General features: G+C 63.4%; 17 protein-coding genes. 6 read left to right on the top strand and 11 right to left on the bottom strand.

What is annotated here, in order from left to right; genetic code table 11:
• Positions 1-39 precede the first annotated feature (39 nt).
• Positions 40-963, top strand: coding sequence for a sulfurtransferase (locus AC1DLV_RS19550; RefSeq protein ID WP_476801587.1), 924 nt, complete (start codon positions 40-42; stop codon positions 961-963).
• A gap of 106 nt (positions 964-1,069) precedes the next feature.
• Positions 1,070-2,284, top strand: a complete 1,215-nt coding sequence (locus tag AC1DLV_RS19545; RefSeq protein WP_476801586.1) for a YeeE/YedE family protein — start codon at positions 1,070-1,072, stop codon at positions 2,282-2,284.
• Positions 2,285-2,351: 67 nt separating this feature from the next.
• Here the strand turns inward: AC1DLV_RS19545 and AC1DLV_RS19540 are convergent, their stop codons facing one another.
• Positions 2,352-2,648, bottom strand: coding sequence for a hypothetical protein (locus AC1DLV_RS19540; RefSeq protein ID WP_476801585.1), 297 nt, complete (start codon positions 2,646-2,648; stop codon positions 2,352-2,354).
• A gap of 21 nt (positions 2,649-2,669) precedes the next feature.
• Between AC1DLV_RS19540 and AC1DLV_RS19535 the strand changes: the two genes are divergently transcribed.
• Positions 2,670-3,278: a DUF6969 family protein gene (locus AC1DLV_RS19535; RefSeq protein ID WP_476801584.1), complete on the top strand. Its 609-nt coding sequence runs from the start codon at positions 2,670-2,672 to the stop codon at positions 3,276-3,278.
• A 6-nt stretch (positions 3,279-3,284) separates the two neighbouring features.
• Here AC1DLV_RS19535 and AC1DLV_RS19530 read toward each other — a convergent pair whose 3' ends face one another.
• The 3 genes from AC1DLV_RS19530 to AC1DLV_RS19520 all read right to left on the bottom strand — a co-directional run bounded on the left by AC1DLV_RS19530 (position 3,285) and on the right by AC1DLV_RS19520 (position 7,260).
• On the bottom strand, positions 3,285-4,388 hold the full coding sequence (locus tag AC1DLV_RS19530) for a serine hydrolase domain-containing protein (protein ID WP_476801583.1): 1,104 nt from the start codon (positions 4,386-4,388) through the stop codon (positions 3,285-3,287).
• 27 nt (positions 4,389-4,415) lie between these two features.
• Complete coding sequence (locus AC1DLV_RS19525; protein WP_476801582.1) at positions 4,416-6,014, bottom strand: ABC transporter substrate-binding protein; 1,599 nt, start codon at positions 6,012-6,014, stop codon at positions 4,416-4,418.
• Between the two features lie 82 nt (positions 6,015-6,096).
• Positions 6,097-7,260 (bottom strand): NAD(P)/FAD-dependent oxidoreductase, encoded by a 1,164-nt coding sequence (locus tag AC1DLV_RS19520; protein WP_476801581.1) that lies wholly within the window; start codon positions 7,258-7,260, stop codon positions 6,097-6,099.
• Between the two features lie 115 nt (positions 7,261-7,375).
• On the opposite strand from AC1DLV_RS19520, the gene AC1DLV_RS19515 reads away from it, so the two are divergent.
• Positions 7,376-7,999 (top strand): helix-turn-helix domain-containing protein, encoded by a 624-nt coding sequence (locus AC1DLV_RS19515; protein WP_476801580.1) that lies wholly within the window; start codon positions 7,376-7,378, stop codon positions 7,997-7,999.
• Here the strand turns inward: AC1DLV_RS19515 and AC1DLV_RS19510 are convergent.
• The 7 genes from AC1DLV_RS19510 to AC1DLV_RS19480 all read right to left on the bottom strand — a co-directional run bounded on the left by AC1DLV_RS19510 (position 7,996) and on the right by AC1DLV_RS19480 (position 14,735).
• A complete protein-coding gene (locus AC1DLV_RS19510; protein WP_476801579.1) occupies positions 7,996-9,132 on the bottom strand; it encodes an alpha-D-ribose 1-methylphosphonate 5-triphosphate diphosphatase in 1,137 nt (378 codons plus the stop codon). The genes AC1DLV_RS19515 and AC1DLV_RS19510 overlap by 4 nt on opposite strands.
• Position 9,133: 1 nt before the next feature.
• Positions 9,134-9,841, bottom strand: coding sequence for a DUF1045 domain-containing protein (locus tag AC1DLV_RS19505; RefSeq protein ID WP_476801578.1), 708 nt, complete (start codon positions 9,839-9,841; stop codon positions 9,134-9,136).
• A gap of 102 nt (positions 9,842-9,943) precedes the next feature.
• Positions 9,944-11,335, bottom strand: coding sequence for a phosphonate ABC transporter, permease protein PhnE (phnE, locus tag AC1DLV_RS19500; protein ID WP_476801577.1), 1,392 nt, complete (start codon positions 11,333-11,335; stop codon positions 9,944-9,946).
• Between the two features lie 3 nt (positions 11,336-11,338).
• Entirely contained in the window at positions 11,339-12,292 is a 954-nt protein-coding gene (phnE, locus tag AC1DLV_RS19495; RefSeq protein ID WP_476801576.1) for a phosphonate ABC transporter, permease protein PhnE, read from the bottom strand.
• A gap of 77 nt (positions 12,293-12,369) precedes the next feature.
• A complete protein-coding gene (phnD, locus tag AC1DLV_RS19490) occupies positions 12,370-13,281 on the bottom strand; it encodes a phosphonate ABC transporter substrate-binding protein (protein WP_476801575.1) in 912 nt (303 codons plus the stop codon).
• A gap of 91 nt (positions 13,282-13,372) precedes the next feature.
• Positions 13,373-14,215 carry a phosphonate ABC transporter ATP-binding protein gene (gene phnC / locus AC1DLV_RS19485; RefSeq protein WP_476801574.1) on the bottom strand — a complete coding sequence of 281 codons (843 nt, stop codon included), beginning with the start codon at positions 14,213-14,215 and terminating at the stop codon, positions 13,373-13,375.
• A 223-nt stretch (positions 14,216-14,438) separates the two neighbouring features.
• Complete coding sequence (locus AC1DLV_RS19480; RefSeq protein WP_476801573.1) at positions 14,439-14,735, bottom strand: winged helix-turn-helix transcriptional regulator; 297 nt, start codon at positions 14,733-14,735, stop codon at positions 14,439-14,441.
• A gap of 57 nt (positions 14,736-14,792) precedes the next feature.
• On the opposite strand from AC1DLV_RS19480, the gene AC1DLV_RS19475 reads away from it, so the two are divergent.
• The gene (locus AC1DLV_RS19475) at positions 14,793-15,839 is read left to right on the top strand and encodes an NAD(P)-dependent oxidoreductase (protein ID WP_476801572.1); all 1,047 of its coding nucleotides are present in this window, start codon (positions 14,793-14,795) and stop codon (positions 15,837-15,839) included.
• Positions 15,832-16,245 (top strand): GFA family protein, encoded by a 414-nt coding sequence (locus AC1DLV_RS19470; protein WP_476801571.1) that lies wholly within the window; start codon positions 15,832-15,834, stop codon positions 16,243-16,245. The genes AC1DLV_RS19475 and AC1DLV_RS19470 overlap by 8 nt, the downstream gene beginning before the upstream one ends.
• Positions 16,246-16,334: the final 89 nt, after the last annotated feature.

Raw genomic sequence — 16,334 nt, 5'->3', positions numbered from 1 at the left:
CGCTGCCTGTTTTTAGAATCTTTTTCCTGGAGTTGTCCGATGCGTTTTTCTCTGTTTGCCGCAGTTATTACTGCCGGCTTGGCCTTGGCCACGGGCGCCCAGGCGGAACGCCTGACTGACCAACCGCTGGTTGATGCCGCTTGGCTGAAGTCGAACCTCGGCAATAAGAGCCTCGTTGTGCTCGACGTTCGCGACGCGGCCAAGGATGGCAACAACCCCTATGCCAAGGGCCATGTGCCTGGTGCGGTCAGCGCGCCTTATTCGACTGCCGGCTGGCGTGCAGAGGTGAACGGCGTGCCAGGCATGCTGCCGCCGCTGGAGACGATCACCAAGACTATCGGCGCGCTGGGCGTGAGCAATGACAGCCATGTGGTGATCGTGCCGCAGGGTACGGACTCGTCCGAATTCGGCGCTGCGACCCGCGTCTACTGGACCTTCAAGGTGCTTGGCCACGACGCGGTGTCGATCCTGAACGGCGGCGAGCGCGCTTGGGAAGTAGCCGGTGGCGAGGTTTCGACCGAAGCGGCCACGCCGGTTGTTGCCGCCTTCAATGGCGAGCTTAAGACAGAACTTTTGGCGACCACCGCCGACGTTGAAAAGGCGCGCGCCGATGGCACCAAGCTGATCGACGGCCGCCCGGCAGCGCAGTTCCGCGGCGAGGCCAAGAGCCCGGTCGTCCGCGTTCCCGGCACCATTCCAGGCGCTGCCAATCTCGAAAACACCAAGCTCTACGACGCCGACAAGGCTTCCTTCGCCTCCAAGGACGCAGTCGCTGCCCTTTCCAAGGGCGTTGGCCTCGGCACCGATGAGAAGAACATTGCCTTCTGCAACACCGGCCACTGGGCTTCGGTGGTCTGGTTCGGCCTGAGCGAGATCGAAGGCAACAAGAACACCAAGATGTATGACGGCTCGATGGCCGAGTGGGCTGCCGATCCGGCACGCCCGGTGCAGCCCGGCTCTTGATCGCCGGCGAGCGCAGGTCCGACACTAGAGATGTCCAGGAGCGATCCTGGACATCTTTCGTTGAACGGGCGATGCATGTTCTCATTCAAATTGCGACTGAATTGAAATGACCCAGATTGCTGCAACCGCGCCTGCCTCTGCCGCGCCGGTTTATCTCGACAAGGGCCCCGTCATCTTTGTGGCGGTGGCGCTTGTGCTTGGAGCGCCTGCCATCGGCGAGGCGATCAGCCCCCGCCAGGCAGTGCTGTTTGTCATCGGAGGCCTGTTGGGCCTGACGCTGTACCACGCCTCCTTCGGCTTCACTGGCGGCTGGCGGCGTTTCGTCGTCGAAAAGCGTGGCAATGCGATCCGCGCGCAGATGCTGATGATCGCTGCTGCTTCGGTGGTCTTCATCCCGCTTCTGGCGCTCGGCAGCGCCAACGGCCAGCCACTGGTCGGAGCCTTCGCGCCGGTCGGCGTGTCGGTACTGGTGGGGGCTGCGATGTTCGGCCTTGGCATGCAACTCGGCGGCGGCTGCGGCTCGGGCACGCTGTTCACCGTCGGCGGCGGCAGCTCGCGCATGCTTGTCACGCTCATCTTCTTCATCGTCGGTGCCGTCATCGGCACGGCACATCTGCCGTGGTGGCTGGCCCTGCCATCGCTGCCCGAGATCAGCCTCGGCAAGACGCTCGGTGTGCCGGGCGGGGTGATCGTCACGCTCGTAGGCCTTGGTGCTGTGGCCGCGGCGACCGTTCTGGTCGAGCGCCGCGCCCATGGCGGTATCGAAAAGACCAAGCCGGCGCCGCGCAGCGGGCTTGCCCGGCTGTTGCATGGTCCGTGGCCGCTCGTTGGCGCAGGGCTTGCTCTTGCCGGGCTCAACATTGCGACGCTTTTGACTGCTGGCCATCCCTGGTCTGTCACCTTCGGCTTTGGCTTGTGGGGCGCGAAGGTGGCGCAGGCGGTTGGCGTCCCGGTCGAAACCTGGGCGTTCTGGAACTGGCCCGGACCGGCAAAGGCGCTAGGCTCCAGCGTGCTCGCCGACGTCACCTCGGTGATGAATTTCGGCATCATCCTGGGCGCTGCCCTTGCCGCAGGCTTGGCCGGAAAATTCGCGCCCAAGGTCAAGGTGCCGTTGGCCTCGTTCCTCGCTGCCGCCATCGGTGGCGTTTTGATGGGCTACGGCGCACGGCTGTCCTTCGGCTGCAATGTCGGCGCGCTGTTTTCCGGCATCGCCTCGGGCAGCGTGCATGGCTGGCTGTGGTTTGCCTCGGCGTTTTTGGGCAGTCTCGGTGGCGTGGCGCTGCGCCCGCTGTTTGGCCTCGATGGGTTCAAGACGAAATGAGCACGCGCAACACGCTTCTCTTCGGCACGGCTTTCCTCGCCGCCACATCGGCCATCGCCGCCGATCATTATCGCTTCGCGGCGGCACCCAAGCCCGTGCCGGCCGCCAGCGCACCGGCAACGCCCTGTTCTGCCGGGTCGCCTTGTGCTGCTGGATCGCCTTGCTCGGCAGCATCGCCATGCGCCGCATCTGCACCCTGTTCGGCGGCGTCTCCGTGTGCGGCGGCGTCCGCGCCTTGCGCGGCAGCTTCGCCCTGTTCGGCTGCACCCGCGCCATGCGCGGCGATGGCACCGTGCGCTGCGGCTTCGCCTTGTGCCGCAGCACCCGCCGCTTCGCCTTGCGCGGCCCAGCCGCAATAGCGCAAGCTGGCGCAAGGAGACCTGAGATGGACGAGGCAAAAGCAGATGCGGTGCGCCAGGCGCTGTTTTGCGAGCAGGTGCTGGCGAAGTCTGGCAGCAACGTCCTGCTCGAGACGCTGCGCGAGGCCAAGTCCGTTGCCGTCTGGGAACATTTTCCATCAGGCGATGTGTTCGATACCGAGACAGGCGCGCAGTGGTATTATCACAGCCATCCGCCGGCCGAGGGCCAGACCGAACATGGCCATTTCCATTGCTTCGTCAGGCCCGAGGGCGTTAACGGGCCTATCCATCACCTGGTTGCCGTCGGTGTCGATGCCTATGGCCGGCTGCTGCGACTGTTCACGGTCAACCAGTGGGTTGTCGGCGATAACTGGCTGGATGCGGAGGCGACGATCGAACTGTTGCCGCGCTTCGACCTGCATTTCGCCAGGCCGTCCTATCTGGTCAATCGCTGGCTGAGTACGGTGCTTGCGCTTTATTCCGAAGAAATCGGGACGTTGATCCGCGAAAGAGACCGGGTGCTCGCCGCCCACCGGCCTGAAAATCACGCTCCAGCGCACGACGACCGCACGCTGGAGGTGACGTCCGAACTTGGCGTTGACCTTCGCCAGATGGCCGCCCGCTTCGGCGTCTGATGGCTGTTATCCGCGCAGGATGATCCGCATTGCCTCGTCGACCACCGGGTGCAGCCCGCTGGCGTAGAAAGACAGCCGGTTGCCAGCGCCGGCATTGCTGGTCATGGCGATCGTCAGGTCCGACTTGGGCTCATGCTGCATGACGGTGACGTAACCTGGAATGCTGCCCTGATGACCAAAGACCAAGCGGTCGGCATAGCTGCTCATGAACAGGCCGGCACCGGTCTCGCGCATGCGCGTTCCCGGAAAGCTGACCGCGATGCGGGATTCGCTCATCTCGCGGAACAGGGGTGCGGGCAGCAGCCGACCGGAAAACAGCGCCCGCATGAAATTCACCATGTCGGTCGGCGTTGAAACCATGTCGCCGCAGCCATAAGCGCCCGAGAAGGGGAAGCTTTCCGAAGAATCCTGCAACTCGTCGGAGTAGGGTAGCACGCCGTCCATGCGCCACATCTCGCCGCCCTCAGAGAGGCCAGTCGCGGCGTCGGGTGCGGGTTTCGGGCGGTGGTAGTAGCCACGCACCATGCGCTCGGTGGGGAAACTTTCCGTCGCCGGTGACCAGGTGTCCTTGAGGCCAAGCGGTTCGAGTACTTTTCGCCTGACATACTCGCCGAGGCTGAGGCCCGAGGCGGCTTCGATCAGCATGCCGGCCAGCACATAGCCGGTGTTGTTGTATACGGCAGGACCGCCCGGTGCTGTCTGGCCGCCGACGCTGAAGGCGAGGTCGACAAGCTTGGCCGGCGTCCACACCAAGGTTGGGTCCATTGGAATGTCGTATTCAAACTCCGGCAGGCCGCCGCGATGATTGACCAGCTGGCGCACCGATATCTCGCTGGCGCGCGGCAGATCGGGGAACCAGGCCGCAAACGGGCCGCCGAGATCGACCTTGCCTTCCTCGGCAAGCTTCATCAGGGCTGCGGCGACAAAGGTCTTGGTGCAACTGCCGATCTTGAACAGTTGGTCTGGCGTGACGGGCAGATTGCGCGGCCTATCCGACAGGCCTGTCGTGACGGTAACAACCTCGCCGTCGCCAAGGGCGAAGGCAAGGGAAGCACCTACCGCGCCATCGGTGCGGTAGGTTTCAAGCAGACGGTTCAGGTCTTCGAGCATGACTGTCTGCCTTCCTCGTATTTTGTCTTATTCGGCGATGTCGACAGCAGCAAAATTCTGCCGGCCGAACGGATCCATCACATAGTTGAGCACGCTCTTGCGGACCGGGATCGAGACGACCGAGTGGGCGATCGGGGCCTCGGGCACCTCGGCCTTCAGGATCGCCTGCGCCTTGCGATAGATCTCTGCGCGTTTCTCGGGGTCGGCGGTGACGCGGCCTGCTTCGAGCAGCTTGTCGAACTCCTCGTTGCACCAGCGCGAGCGGTTCGAGCCACCCTTCACCCCGTCGCAGGCGAAGGAGAAGGAGAGCATGTTGTCGGGGTCGCCATTGTCGCTCGAGCCGCCGAGCAGGTAGGCGTCGTGCTCGCCCTTGCCGGTGCGGGTGAGGTACTCGCCCCACTCGAAGGTGACGACCTCCGACTTGACGCCGACCGCGGCCCAGTCGGCCTGGATCATCTCGGCCATGCGGCGGGCATTGGGGTTGTAGGGGCGCGACACCGGCATCGCCCACAGCTTGATATTGGTGCCGGCATCCAGGCCTGCTTCCTGAAGAAGCTTCTTGGCGCCTTCGGGGTCGTAGTCGATTGCCGCGTCCGTAACCGCGCCAAGCTGCATGGGCGGCACGACGGAGCCGGCAAGGCTGCCGGCGCCCTGATAGACCGCCTCGACGATCGCCTGGCGGTTGATCGCCTTGGCAAGGGCAGTGCGCACGCGCACGTCGCCCAGCGGTTTGTGCTCGGTGTTGAAGCCGACCGAGCCGATGTTCTGGCCCGGCTGGCTGAGGATGTCGACGTCGGGATTGTCCTTGAGCTCGGCAAGGGCGGCAGCCGGCGGCGGGGCGGCCACCTGGCACTCGTTGGCCTTGACGCGGGTGACGCGGACGACAGGTTCGGGCGTGATCGCGAAGATAAGCGTGTCGATCTTCGGCGCGCCGTTCCAGTAGTCCTTGTTGGCGGAATAGCGGATCTGCGCGTCCTGCTGGTAGGCCTGGAGCACGAAGGGGCCGGTACCGACCGGCTTCTGGTCGATGACTTCGGGCGTGCCGGCAGCAACCATCTTTTCGGTCTGCTCGAGCGACAGGATCGAGAGATAGTCGAGCGCGATGCCGGGCAGGAAGGTGACGTTCGCCGTCGGTAGCGTGAAGCGCACCGTGTAGTCGTCGACCTTCTCGATGTTTGCAATCATCGAGCCCATGCCGAGGCCGTTGAAATACTCATACGAGGCGTTGCCGAGCTTGTAGTACGGGTTGCTGGAGTCGCGCTGGCGATTGAAGGTGTAGAGCACGTCGTCGGCGTTGAAGTCGCGCGACGGGGTGAAGGTCTCGTTGGAGTGGAACTTGACGCCCTTGCGGAGATGGAAGGTGTAGACCTTGCCGTCTTCGGAAACGTCCCACTTCTCCGCGAGAGCGGGTCCGACTTCAGTTGTGCCGGGCTTGAACTCGACGAGGCGATTGAAAATCGTCTTGGCTGCCGCATCCATGGTGGAGTCGGCGACGGTGAGCATCGGGTTGAAGGTCTCGGGGCTGGCCTCCGAGCAGTAAACCAGCGTCTTGGCGTAGGCCTGTCCGCCGAACAGCATGGTCGAGGCGACAAGCGCCGTCCGCAGAATCATGGCTGAAGATGTCATTGCAATCGCTCCCATTTTTGATTGTCGATGCTGACGTTCGCCGGTTCTCCTCCCGCCACGCCAGCCTTACGTCTTCTGAGGTCTACGTGCTCATGGCGTGCTCGGCGCGCGCGTTGGCCGATTGCACGAAACGATCCGGCGCGAGCGCGCCATAGGTCACGCCGAGTTGGACAAGGTCAGCAGGCAGCGGCTCACCGCGCATCAAGGCCGAGCCGAGGCGCGCGAGTGTCAGCGATACCTGGAAACCGTAGCCGCCCTGGCCGCCGAGCCAGAAGAAGCCGGGCAGGCGCGGATCGAAGCCCGCCACCGGCGTACGATCGGGCGAGAATGTGCGCAGGCCAGCCCATGGCGTCGAGGGACGGCCGACATTCAGGCCTGTCGCCTCCTCGATGTTGTAGGCGGCGGTCGCGACGTCGATGTCTTCGGGATAGGCGTCGCAAGGCTCGCTATCGGTCTCGTCGGCGAGCGAGCCGATCAGACGGCTGGCGTCCGGCTTGAAATAGAAGCGCTCGTGCAGGTCGACGACCAGCGGCCAGTTGCGGACGTCGGTGCCTGCGGGCGGGTCGAACAGGAAGGCGGTGCGCCGCTTGGGCGCGAAGCCCAGTCCGGACAAGCCAGCACGTTCAGCGATGACGTCGACCCAGGCGCCGGCGGCATTGACGACGATGTCGGCGTCGTAGACGCCTGAAGTGGTCGTGACACTGAAGCCGTTGGCGCCACGCGAAATCTCCAGCACTTCCGCGCCGGTGACGACACTGCCGCCAGCAGCCTTGAGCGCTGATGCCTGGGCCTGGACCATCTTGCCGGTATCGATATCGACCGCGCCGGGTTCGTAGACCGCGCCGCAGGTCCGTTCCGCTGCGATGGCCGGAACCATGGCCTCGACCTCGTCCGGCGACAGTCGCCGCACACTTGGCACCAAGGCCTTTTGTTCCTCGGCCAACTGGTCGATGGCATCGGTGTCTTCGGGGCCGCCGAAATGCAAGGCGCCTCTGACATGCTCGACGAAGCCGCCGTCGATGATGGCCTGCCGGCTCGCCACCGAAAGCGCACGCACGGTCGCGTTGCCATAGGTCTCGGAAAACAGGGCGGCGGAGCGTCCGCTGGCGTGATAGCCGAGCTGGGTTTCGCGTTCGATCACGGTGACCTCAGCCCATTGCTGGACGGCGGCTGCGAGCGAGAGGCCGGCGATGCCTCCACCAATGACGATGACTTTTTGGGTGCGGGATTTGGAATGCATGGCCATTCGTAAAATCATTTTCTGATGCAGTCAATATTTAGCGGATAGGAAAAATGTTGGCGAATCTTGCGGCGCAGAGGGAGTTAGAATAGCTAATGAATCACGGGTGATGGAGATAGCCATGTCGGAACAACCGAATCTCGGCGACTGCCTGCGAAATCTGAGAAAGCAGCATGGCTGGACGCTTCAGGACGTCAGCCATCTTACCGGCGTGGCGGTGTCGACGCTGTCGAAGGTCGAAAACGACCAGATGTCGCTGACCTATGACAAGCTGCTGCAGATATGCGGCGGCCTTGGCATCCACGTCACCGAGCTGTTGAGCGGGGATTCCAAGCTGCCTTCGGCGCGCACCCGGCGCTCGGTCACATCGAAGGCAACGACGCTGCGCCAGCTGACGCGCAACTATGACTACTACTATCTCGCCACCGATCTGGTGCGGAAGCGCATGGTGCCGATCGTCGCCGATGCCCGGGCGCGCACGCTGGAGCAATTCGGCCCGCTGACAAAGCATGCCGGCGAGGAATTCCTGTTCGTGCTGAAAGGCGAGATCGAGGTCCACACCGAGCAATATGCGCCGGTGCGGCTCAAGCAAGGCGAAAGCGTCTACATCGATTCCACCATGGGCCACGCCTATCTCTCGGTGGGCGAGGGCGACGCCGAGATGCTGTGCGTCTGCTCGGGCGACGAACCCGATATGGAAATGACGCTCATCAACCTCAACGACGAAGAGAAGGTCGAGGCCTAAGCGACCCGGCGGCCTTCACGCCAGACGGTGCGAACGACGGGCACATGCTCGTCGACCCGTACGCGCACCAGATCGCCCCTACGTCCGGCCTCGATGACGCCACGGTCGGTGAGGCCGACGGCATCGGCCGGGTTCTTCGACACCATCGCCATCGCCTGCGGCAACGAGATGCCTTCAACGACTTCGCCGAGGAAAAAGGCCGACTGGATCAGGCTGAAGGGGATGTAGTCCGACGACAGGATGTCGAGCAGGCCGTGCTCGGCAAGGGCGCGAGCGGAGACATTGCCCGAATGCGAGGCGCCACGCATCACGTTGGGCGCGCCCATCAAGACGCCGAGCCCGGCCCCCTTGGATGCATTGGCGGCTTCGAGCGTGGTCGGGAATTCAGCGACGCGAATGCCTTGGGCGATCGCTTCGTCGACATGGGCCGTGGTGGCGTCGTCATGGCTCGCCAAAACGATGCCGCGCGCATGGCAGGCGGCCGAGATGACATCGCGGTTCGGCCTGGAGTTGCGGGCGGAATCGCCCATGCGCTTGTCGCAGAAGGCCTGGAATTCGACGTCGTTCAGCTTCAGCTTGCGCTGGTAGTAATAGGCGTAGGTTTCGAGGTCGACGAACTGGCGCTGGCCCGGTGCGTGATCCATCAGCGAGGCCATCTTGACGCGGTCGTCGCCGTCGAAAACCGCGAAGCTGTCCTGGCAGTCGCCGGCCGAGACTTCGCAGCGCAGATGGATGAAGTGGTCGGCACGGACGCGGTCGGCGCGCACGCTGTCTTCGATCGCATCGGCGAGCAGGCGCATGTCGGTGGAGGTCATGTCGGCGTCTTCGTCCATGCCGACGCGCAGGGCGTCGAAGACGGTGGTGATGCCGGCGGAGGCTACCTGGGCGTCGTGTGCCAAAACGGCGGCAATGGGGTTCCAGCGCACGCGGGGGCGTGGCGCGTAGTGGCCTTCGAGATGGTCGGTGTGGAGTTCGACCAGGCCGGGAATGACGAAGTCGCCGCCCATGTCCTCGCCAACGGCGCTCGGACCGGTGGAGATTTCGGCGATCTTGCCGTCGCGCACGACGATCGAACCGTCGACGACGGTGTCGGCCAGAACCAGGCGGGCGTTTCTCAAGACAAGGTCGGTCATCTCAGGCGGTCTTTCTTTCGGCTTGATTGCCCAGCGCGCTATAGGCCCGCACCTCGAACGGCGCGCCCGACGAAGGCTCGACAAACAGCGCCAGCCCGTCGACCGGCACAGGCTTGTCGAGCACGTTGCCCAGGCATTCCTCGATTGCGGCGCGTACGCGCGGTGCCTCCTCGGCCGCCACGCGGCCGGTCAGCGTCATGTGGAAACGGAAGGTGTCGAACACGTAGGGGTAGCCCCACCGGCTGAGGTTGCTGTGTTCCTGCGGCGACAGAGATTCAGGATTGCGGCGGGAGATCTCGGCGTCGCTCAACGGCGCACGGAAAGGCTCGAACGCCCTCACCACATCGCCTGCGAAGAGGTCGAGTTCGGGCAGGGGCTCCGCCGGGATCAGGGCGAAAAAGCCGTCGATCTGCGCGAGCTTCAGGCGCGGGATATCGAAGGGCGTAGCGTCGCTTGCGAAAGTTGAAACCGCGTCGATGAGCTCCGCCTCGGAAACACCGTCGGCAAGGCGGAACGGGGCCTTGAGCGTGGCATGGAAGCCGTAGCGGCGGGCTGCGGCCGCGTGGAACGCGACTTCCGCTGCCGACAATTCGCCGAAGGCCTTGGCGGGGGTCGCAACACCGCCAAACGCATCGCGCCCGAGCCAGCCGGCCGCGATGCGGCACAGCGGGTCGTCACGTTCGGGCGTGAAGTAGATGGCGTAGCGCATGGCGCGAAGTCCCCAGGGCGATTGCCCGATAGATGATTTGCGTGACAGTTTGACGAAGTAGTGGCCGACTTCTCAAGATTTGCAATGGCCGGCCGCAGATGTTCAGTGGCTGGCCTTCCCGCCGATCAGGCGCTGGCGCAATGCGGTGGAAATATTGTCGAAGATGAACACCACAATCAGGATCAAGAGCACCATATAGGCGACGTTTGCCCAGTTGGAATTGGTGCGCATCGCTTCCCAAAGCTTGAGGCCGATGCCGCCGGCGCCGACCGCGCCGATGATGGTGGCCGAGCGCGTGTTCGATTCCCAGAAATAGAGCGACTGGCTGATCAGTACCGGCAGCACCTGCGGCACCACGCCATAACGCTGGACGGATGCCGGTGAGGCGCCGACCGAACGCATGCCTTCGCGCTGCTTGTCGTCGATGTTTTCCAGCGCCTCGGAGTAAAGCTTGCCGAAGGTGCCGGTGTCGGTGAAAAAGATTGCCGACATGCCGGCAATGGGGCCGGGGCCGAAGGCGCGGGTGAAAAACAGAGCCCAGATCAGCATGTCGACCGAGCGCAGGAAGTCGAAGAAACGCTTGGCGACCTGGTTGACGAGGCGGTTGCGCGTGATGTTGCGGGCCGCAAGGAAGGCCAGCGGGAAGGCGAGCACGCTGGCAAACAGCGTTCCGACGAAGGCCATGACGATGGTCTGCAAAAGCTTCACCCAGACGTCGCCATGCTGCCATTCGGAGTTGTTGACGATGTTGTCCCAGGCAAGGGCGGCATTCGACATTTTGGGATCGATGCGCGCGTCGGACATGACCAGCGACAGGACCTCGCTCGTCGACTTGCCCCAGTAGGGCGAATTGGCGTCGAAGACAAAATTCTGCCAGCCAAGGAAGCGGTGGCGGATCTTGACGTCGTCGGCGTTGATCTGGACGCTGCCGGCAAAGCCGAAATCGACAACGATTTTTTCGCCCGGCGCCTTCTGCGTCGCCCAGGCGGGCAGGGTGCCGACGACGGCGATGCTGGTCTCGGGCACGACTGCGACTTCGAGCGTTTCTGCGCCGTACGTCACCGTCACGCTGGTCGGAGTGACATCGACCGTGTTGTTGCGGCCGATATGGGCTCTGACGCGGCTGGCCGATGCCTTGTTGGCGGCAGGTGCCGCCGCTGCTGCTGCGGGCTGGTCGAAGCTCAGCCATTCAGGATGCCGGTCGGCGCGGTAGGACGAGAAGCGCGGATAGCCGATGTCGAGGCGATCCTGCCTGAAGGTGACCTGCGGCCGGATCTCGTAGCTGACCCAGTCGGCGACATAGGTTCCGGCAATGCCCCAGTTGCCCGCAGCGATCACGGCGCCGACGGCGAAGAACCACCAGGCGAAAGCGAGATAAGCAATGGTGCCGGCGCCCACCGCCCAACCCGTCAAGCTCTTGCGCCAAGAGCCGGCGAAAAGCTCGGGGTGGCGGTCGGAGATCGCCTGCATTTCGGTCATGGAAAGAGTGGTCATGTCTTAGTTCCCACGGCCGAAGGCAAAGGCCTGCTCGCCGACCAGTTTTTTGCGCAGCCAGGCCGACAACTGGTCGACGGCAACGATGGTGCAGAACAAGAGGAAGATGATGGCCAGCGTCTTGGCTTCGTGGTTGCGGCTGATCGACAGGCGCAGCGCTTCGCCGATGCCGCCGCCGCCGACCGCGCCGATGATGGTCGAGGCACGCACGTTGATTTCAAGCCGCAGCAGGCCGTAGCTCAGGAAATTCGGCATGACCTGCGGCACGATGCCGAACCAGACGCGCTCGGGCCAGTTGCCGCCGACGGCGCGCAGGCCCTCGTCGGCCTTCATGTCGGCATTTTCTACGACCTCGAAGAACAGCTTTCCGAGCGCGCCGATGGTGTGCAGCGATACCGCGATGATCGCCGGGATCGCACCCATCGACAGGATGGCCAGGAAAAAGCCCGCAATGACGATCTCGGGGAAGGCGCGCAGGATTTCGAGGAAACGACGGACGAAAAAGCGCAGCCAGCGCTGGGTCACCAGATTGGAGGCAGCGAGGAAACAAAGCAGAAAGCCGAAGGTGAAGCCGATGATCGTGGAGACGAGCGCGATGTTGATCGTTTCCAGCATCTTGTAGACGTATTCGGGCATGTAGAAGGAGCCGGCGATGTAGACGCGGCCCTCGGGGTAGTCGAATTTCAGGCTGCCGTCGGCATAGGGCGAAGGCAGGTCGAACAGCGCGCGGCCGATCTCATAGGGATCGCGCGGCATCAGCTGGTCGGTGAAGTCGAAAAAATGCGGCAGCCGGTCGAAGAACTTGCCGGCATTGCTCTCGTTGGCGAACCAGAGCGAGCCCGACAGGGCGATAAACAGCAGGATCAAGCCACCTATGGTGTGCAGGCGGCGGCGGCTGGCGAGTTCGCGCCAGTGGCGCTCGACCGTCAGGCCGGCTTCCGAGAGGGGCATTGTCATGAATTTTTCGTCCGGTCCCGGATACAAGAAAAGACGCGCCGCGATGGGGCCGCGGCGCGTCGATGCTGCCTGAGAGCTTAGCTGCCGATCTGCGCCTTACGGGCGTCGATGACAGGCTGGTAGAATTCCGGGGTGACTTCGGTGTAGCTCTTGAAGTCGCCGCCCTGGATGGCCGAGAAGCAGGCCGGATCGGTCTGCGGCAGCTTCATCAGATAGTCCTTGAACTTGGACTTGATGTCGGCGTCGAGCGAAGTGCGCACGACCAGCGGGCCGTTCGGGATCAGCGGCGACTTCCAGACTTCGACCAGGTCGTCCATGTCGAGGATGCCCTTGTCGACCATCTTCTTGAGGTTGCCCGAGGTGTAGCCGTCCTTGAAGTTGCCGACGCCCGAACCGAAGGTCGTGCCGGCGTCGAAGGTGCCCTTGAGCACTTCAAGCACCAGGTTTTCGTGGCCGCCACCGAAGCCGGTCTCGGCGAAATAGTCCTTCACGGCGGTGCCGCCGAGCGACTTTGGCAGCGAAGTGACCGGGATCAGATAGCCCGAGGTCGAGTCCGGATCGGCAAAGCCGAGCTTCTTGCCCTTGAGGTCTTCGAGCTTGGTGATGCCCGAATCCTTCTTGGCAACCATGATCGAGTAGTAGCCGGTGGCGCCGTCGGTCTGGACGGTGGTCAGGATCGGCTCGACCGCATCCTTGTTCTGCAGGTAGATCTTGGCATAGCCCGACGCGCCGAGTTCGGCGTAATCGAGGGTGCCGCCAAGCAGGCCCTGGATGGTGCCGTCATAGTCGGCAGCCGGGAACAGCGACACCTTCTCGACGCCGAGAACGGCCGGAAGCTGATCGGTCAGGCACTGGAAGTTGCGCAGGCGGTCGGCTTCGTTTTCGCCACCGATCAGACCGATGCGGAATTCCTTGAGGTCTGCGGCATGAGCCGAGCCGATCGCCAGGACGGCGAGCGAAACGGCGCTCAAAAGTGCTTTCTTGAACATGACAAGTCTCCAGGTTGGCCCAGCATCTTGCTGGGTCATTGCAGTTGCTGATTGCGGGCCCTTGACGCGGGCGAGGCGAACGCGGACGGCCTCAGAGCGAAGCGTATGCGGGCTCGAGAGGTGCGGCGGATATCGCAGCCTTCGCCCTCATCGGACGGATGCTGGTGGAGGTGATGGCTTCGGAGATTTCAGCGCCGTCGCTGTCGGCGCCGTAGACCATGCGCACGGCATCGCGGTTGAGCTCTTCAGGTGGGCCGTCGAAGACGACCGCACCGGCGGACATGCCGATGATGCGGTTGCAATAGGTGCGCGCGGTGTCGAGCGTGTGCAAATTGGTGATGACCGTGATGCCTTCGCGCTGGTTGATGTCCTGCAGCGCGTCCATCACCACCTTGGCGTTGAGCGGATCAAGCGAGGCAATCGGCTCGTCGGCGAGAATGAGCTTCGGCTCCTGCATCAAGGCGCGCGCGATGGCGACGCGCTGCTGCTGGCCACCGGACAGCGTGCCGGCTGGCTGAAGTGCCGTGCGGGCGATGTCAAGGCGTTCAAGTGCGGCGATTGCCCGGATGCGCTCTTCGCGGGAGAAGATCGAAAGCAGGTTGAGCGCGGTCGAGCGGTGGTTCAGGCGGCCGAGCAGCACATTGGTCAAAACATCGAGGCGCGGCACCAGGTTGAACTGCTGGAAGATCATGGCGCAGTCGCGCTGCCAGCGACGGAGGGCTACCCCACGCAGCGACGACACTTCGGTGCCTTCGAAGACGATTGAGCCCTGGCTTGGGTCGATCAGGCGGTTGATGGTTTTCAGCAAGGTCGATTTGCCGGCACCGGAGCGGCCGATGATGCCGACCATCTGGCCCTGCTGGATCTGAAGGTTGACGCCGTTGACGGCGACGCTCTTGCCAAAGCGGCGCGTGACGTTGCGGATTTCGAGCATCGTGGCTTCCCTGTCCTGTCAAGGCTTTCGCCCTTTTCAGGCATCGGCCTAGACCCGGGACATGAAGCTGCAATGTCGGGACCATGTCAGTTTTGTTACGATGCACAGGGTGAGGTGCGAAAAACGCGGCTTTTGCGGGCCGATATAGCTGTTTCGGGAATCCCGTTTCTGAAATCTGGGTATCGTTAACTGCAGCTGTGGCTGGCCTTCATCGTAGCTTACGTCAGGCCGCCTGCCGCTGATCTTTCCAGCTCTCGTGCCGCTTGCCCCATGCCGACATCGCGGTCACGGCATCGTTCAGGCTCAGACCCAGCGGTGTGATCGAATATTCGACGCGCGGCGGCACCTCGTCATAGGCGTGCCGGCTGATGAGCCCGTCAGCCTCCATCTGCCGCAATTGCTGCGTCAGCACCTTTTCGCTGATGCCGGGCAGTTGCCGGCGAAGTTCGGCAAAGCGGTGTGGCCGCAGGTGCAGTTCCCACAGCAGCGAGGTTTTCCACTTGCCGCCGATGGCCTGCATCGCGGAGGCAAATCCGCAGCTGTCTGGTTCCTTGGGCCTCATCTGGCAACTCCTGTCATGATATCAGTAGCTTACTTCAAGGTGCGTACTTCTCAACGCGGTGACAGTAAATATGTTCGGACCAAGCGCGCGCCAAACATAAACCGGTCCCTCGTTGCGAGGGGCATTTCGCTTGTCGGAGAAATCATCGTGAAATCAAATGTCTGCGTGCTCGGCGCGGGCCGCATGGGCTCGTCCATTGTTCGAACCCTGCTCGAGCGGGGCTACCCCACATCGGTCTGGAACCGGACGGCCGCAAAAAGTGAAGCCTTGGCTGCCCTGGGCGCCAGGGTCGCCGCTTCAGTGGCGGACGCTATCAGGGCGGCCGACGTCGTGATCATCAATGTCTTAGACTATGCCGCAAGCGAGGCCTTGCTCAGGCCCGACAATGTCGCTTCGGCATTGGCCGGCAAGACCATCATCCAGCTCACCTCCGGTTCGCCGCGTCTGGCCCGGGATGAAGCGCAATGGGTAGAGGCCCATGGTGCCGGCTATCTGGACGGGGCAATCATGGCGACCCCGGATTTTATCGGCAAGCCAGAGACAACATTGCTCTATTCAGGCGCTCGCGAGGTCTACGAGAAGCACAAGCCGCTGCTTCTTACGCTCGGCGGCGGTACCAGCTATGTCGGGGAAGTGCCCGGCCAAGCCTCGGCGCTCGACACGGCGCTGCTCACCCAGATGTGGGGTGGGCTTTTCGGCGTGCTCCAGGGCATGGCTGTCGCCGAAGCCGAGGGGCTCGACCTGAAGACGTTCAGGAGCCATCTCTCGGCGTTCAAGCCGGTTGTCGACGGCGCGCTGTTCGATGTGGTGGATCGCACAAGGGCGCGCCGTTTTGCCGGCGACGACGCAACGCTCGCCTCTTTGGGTGCCCACTACAGCGCCTTCAAGCACCTGCTCGAGGCATGTGAGGAGCAAGGCCTCAACGCTTCCGTGCCACACGCCATGGACCGGATCTTCCAGAAGGCGCTATCGCTCGGGAACGAGGCCGACGATTTCGCATCGCTTTTCCCACTGTTTCGGAATGGCTCCGAACAGCATTGCGGGGAGCCGGCGCATGCATGACGGCGAGGTGAGGCGTACCGCGACCTGCTCATGCCGGAGTGTGAAACTCGTCCTCGCCGGGGAGCCGCGACGCGTTTACGCATGCAGCTGCACCGAGTGCCAGCGGTGCACCGGGGCGGCATTCTCCTACCGCGCCATCTATGCGGATGCCGCCGTCGTCAGCCAGGAAGGCGAGACCAGATCCTGGCGACGAGCCGGCTCGTCGGGACAATGGCTGGAGCAGACTTTCTGCGTCACTTGCGGATCGGTCGTCTTCATGCGGGCAGAAGCGCTGACGGCTGCGCTTTCGGTGTCGGCTGGCTGTTTGGAGGACCGGGAGTTTCCGGCGCCGGTCATGCTCCACTGGCCGAACAGCAAGCACAAATGGCTCTGTCTGGAAGGTGTGCGCGAAGTAGACTCCGCTTGATAGTCGGGTGCAGAACCGCATCCCGATGCCAGGTATTCGGCGGGGTACGTTTTGTTCAAGCGCATCCCGCCGAGTGCCGCAGGCCATCG

The sequence above is a fragment of the Aminobacter sp. 01T433 genome (genome assembly GCF_056398585.1).
The sequence above is the reverse complement of the archived record's forward strand: the minus strand, read 5'-3'. Positions and strand labels throughout refer to the sequence as shown.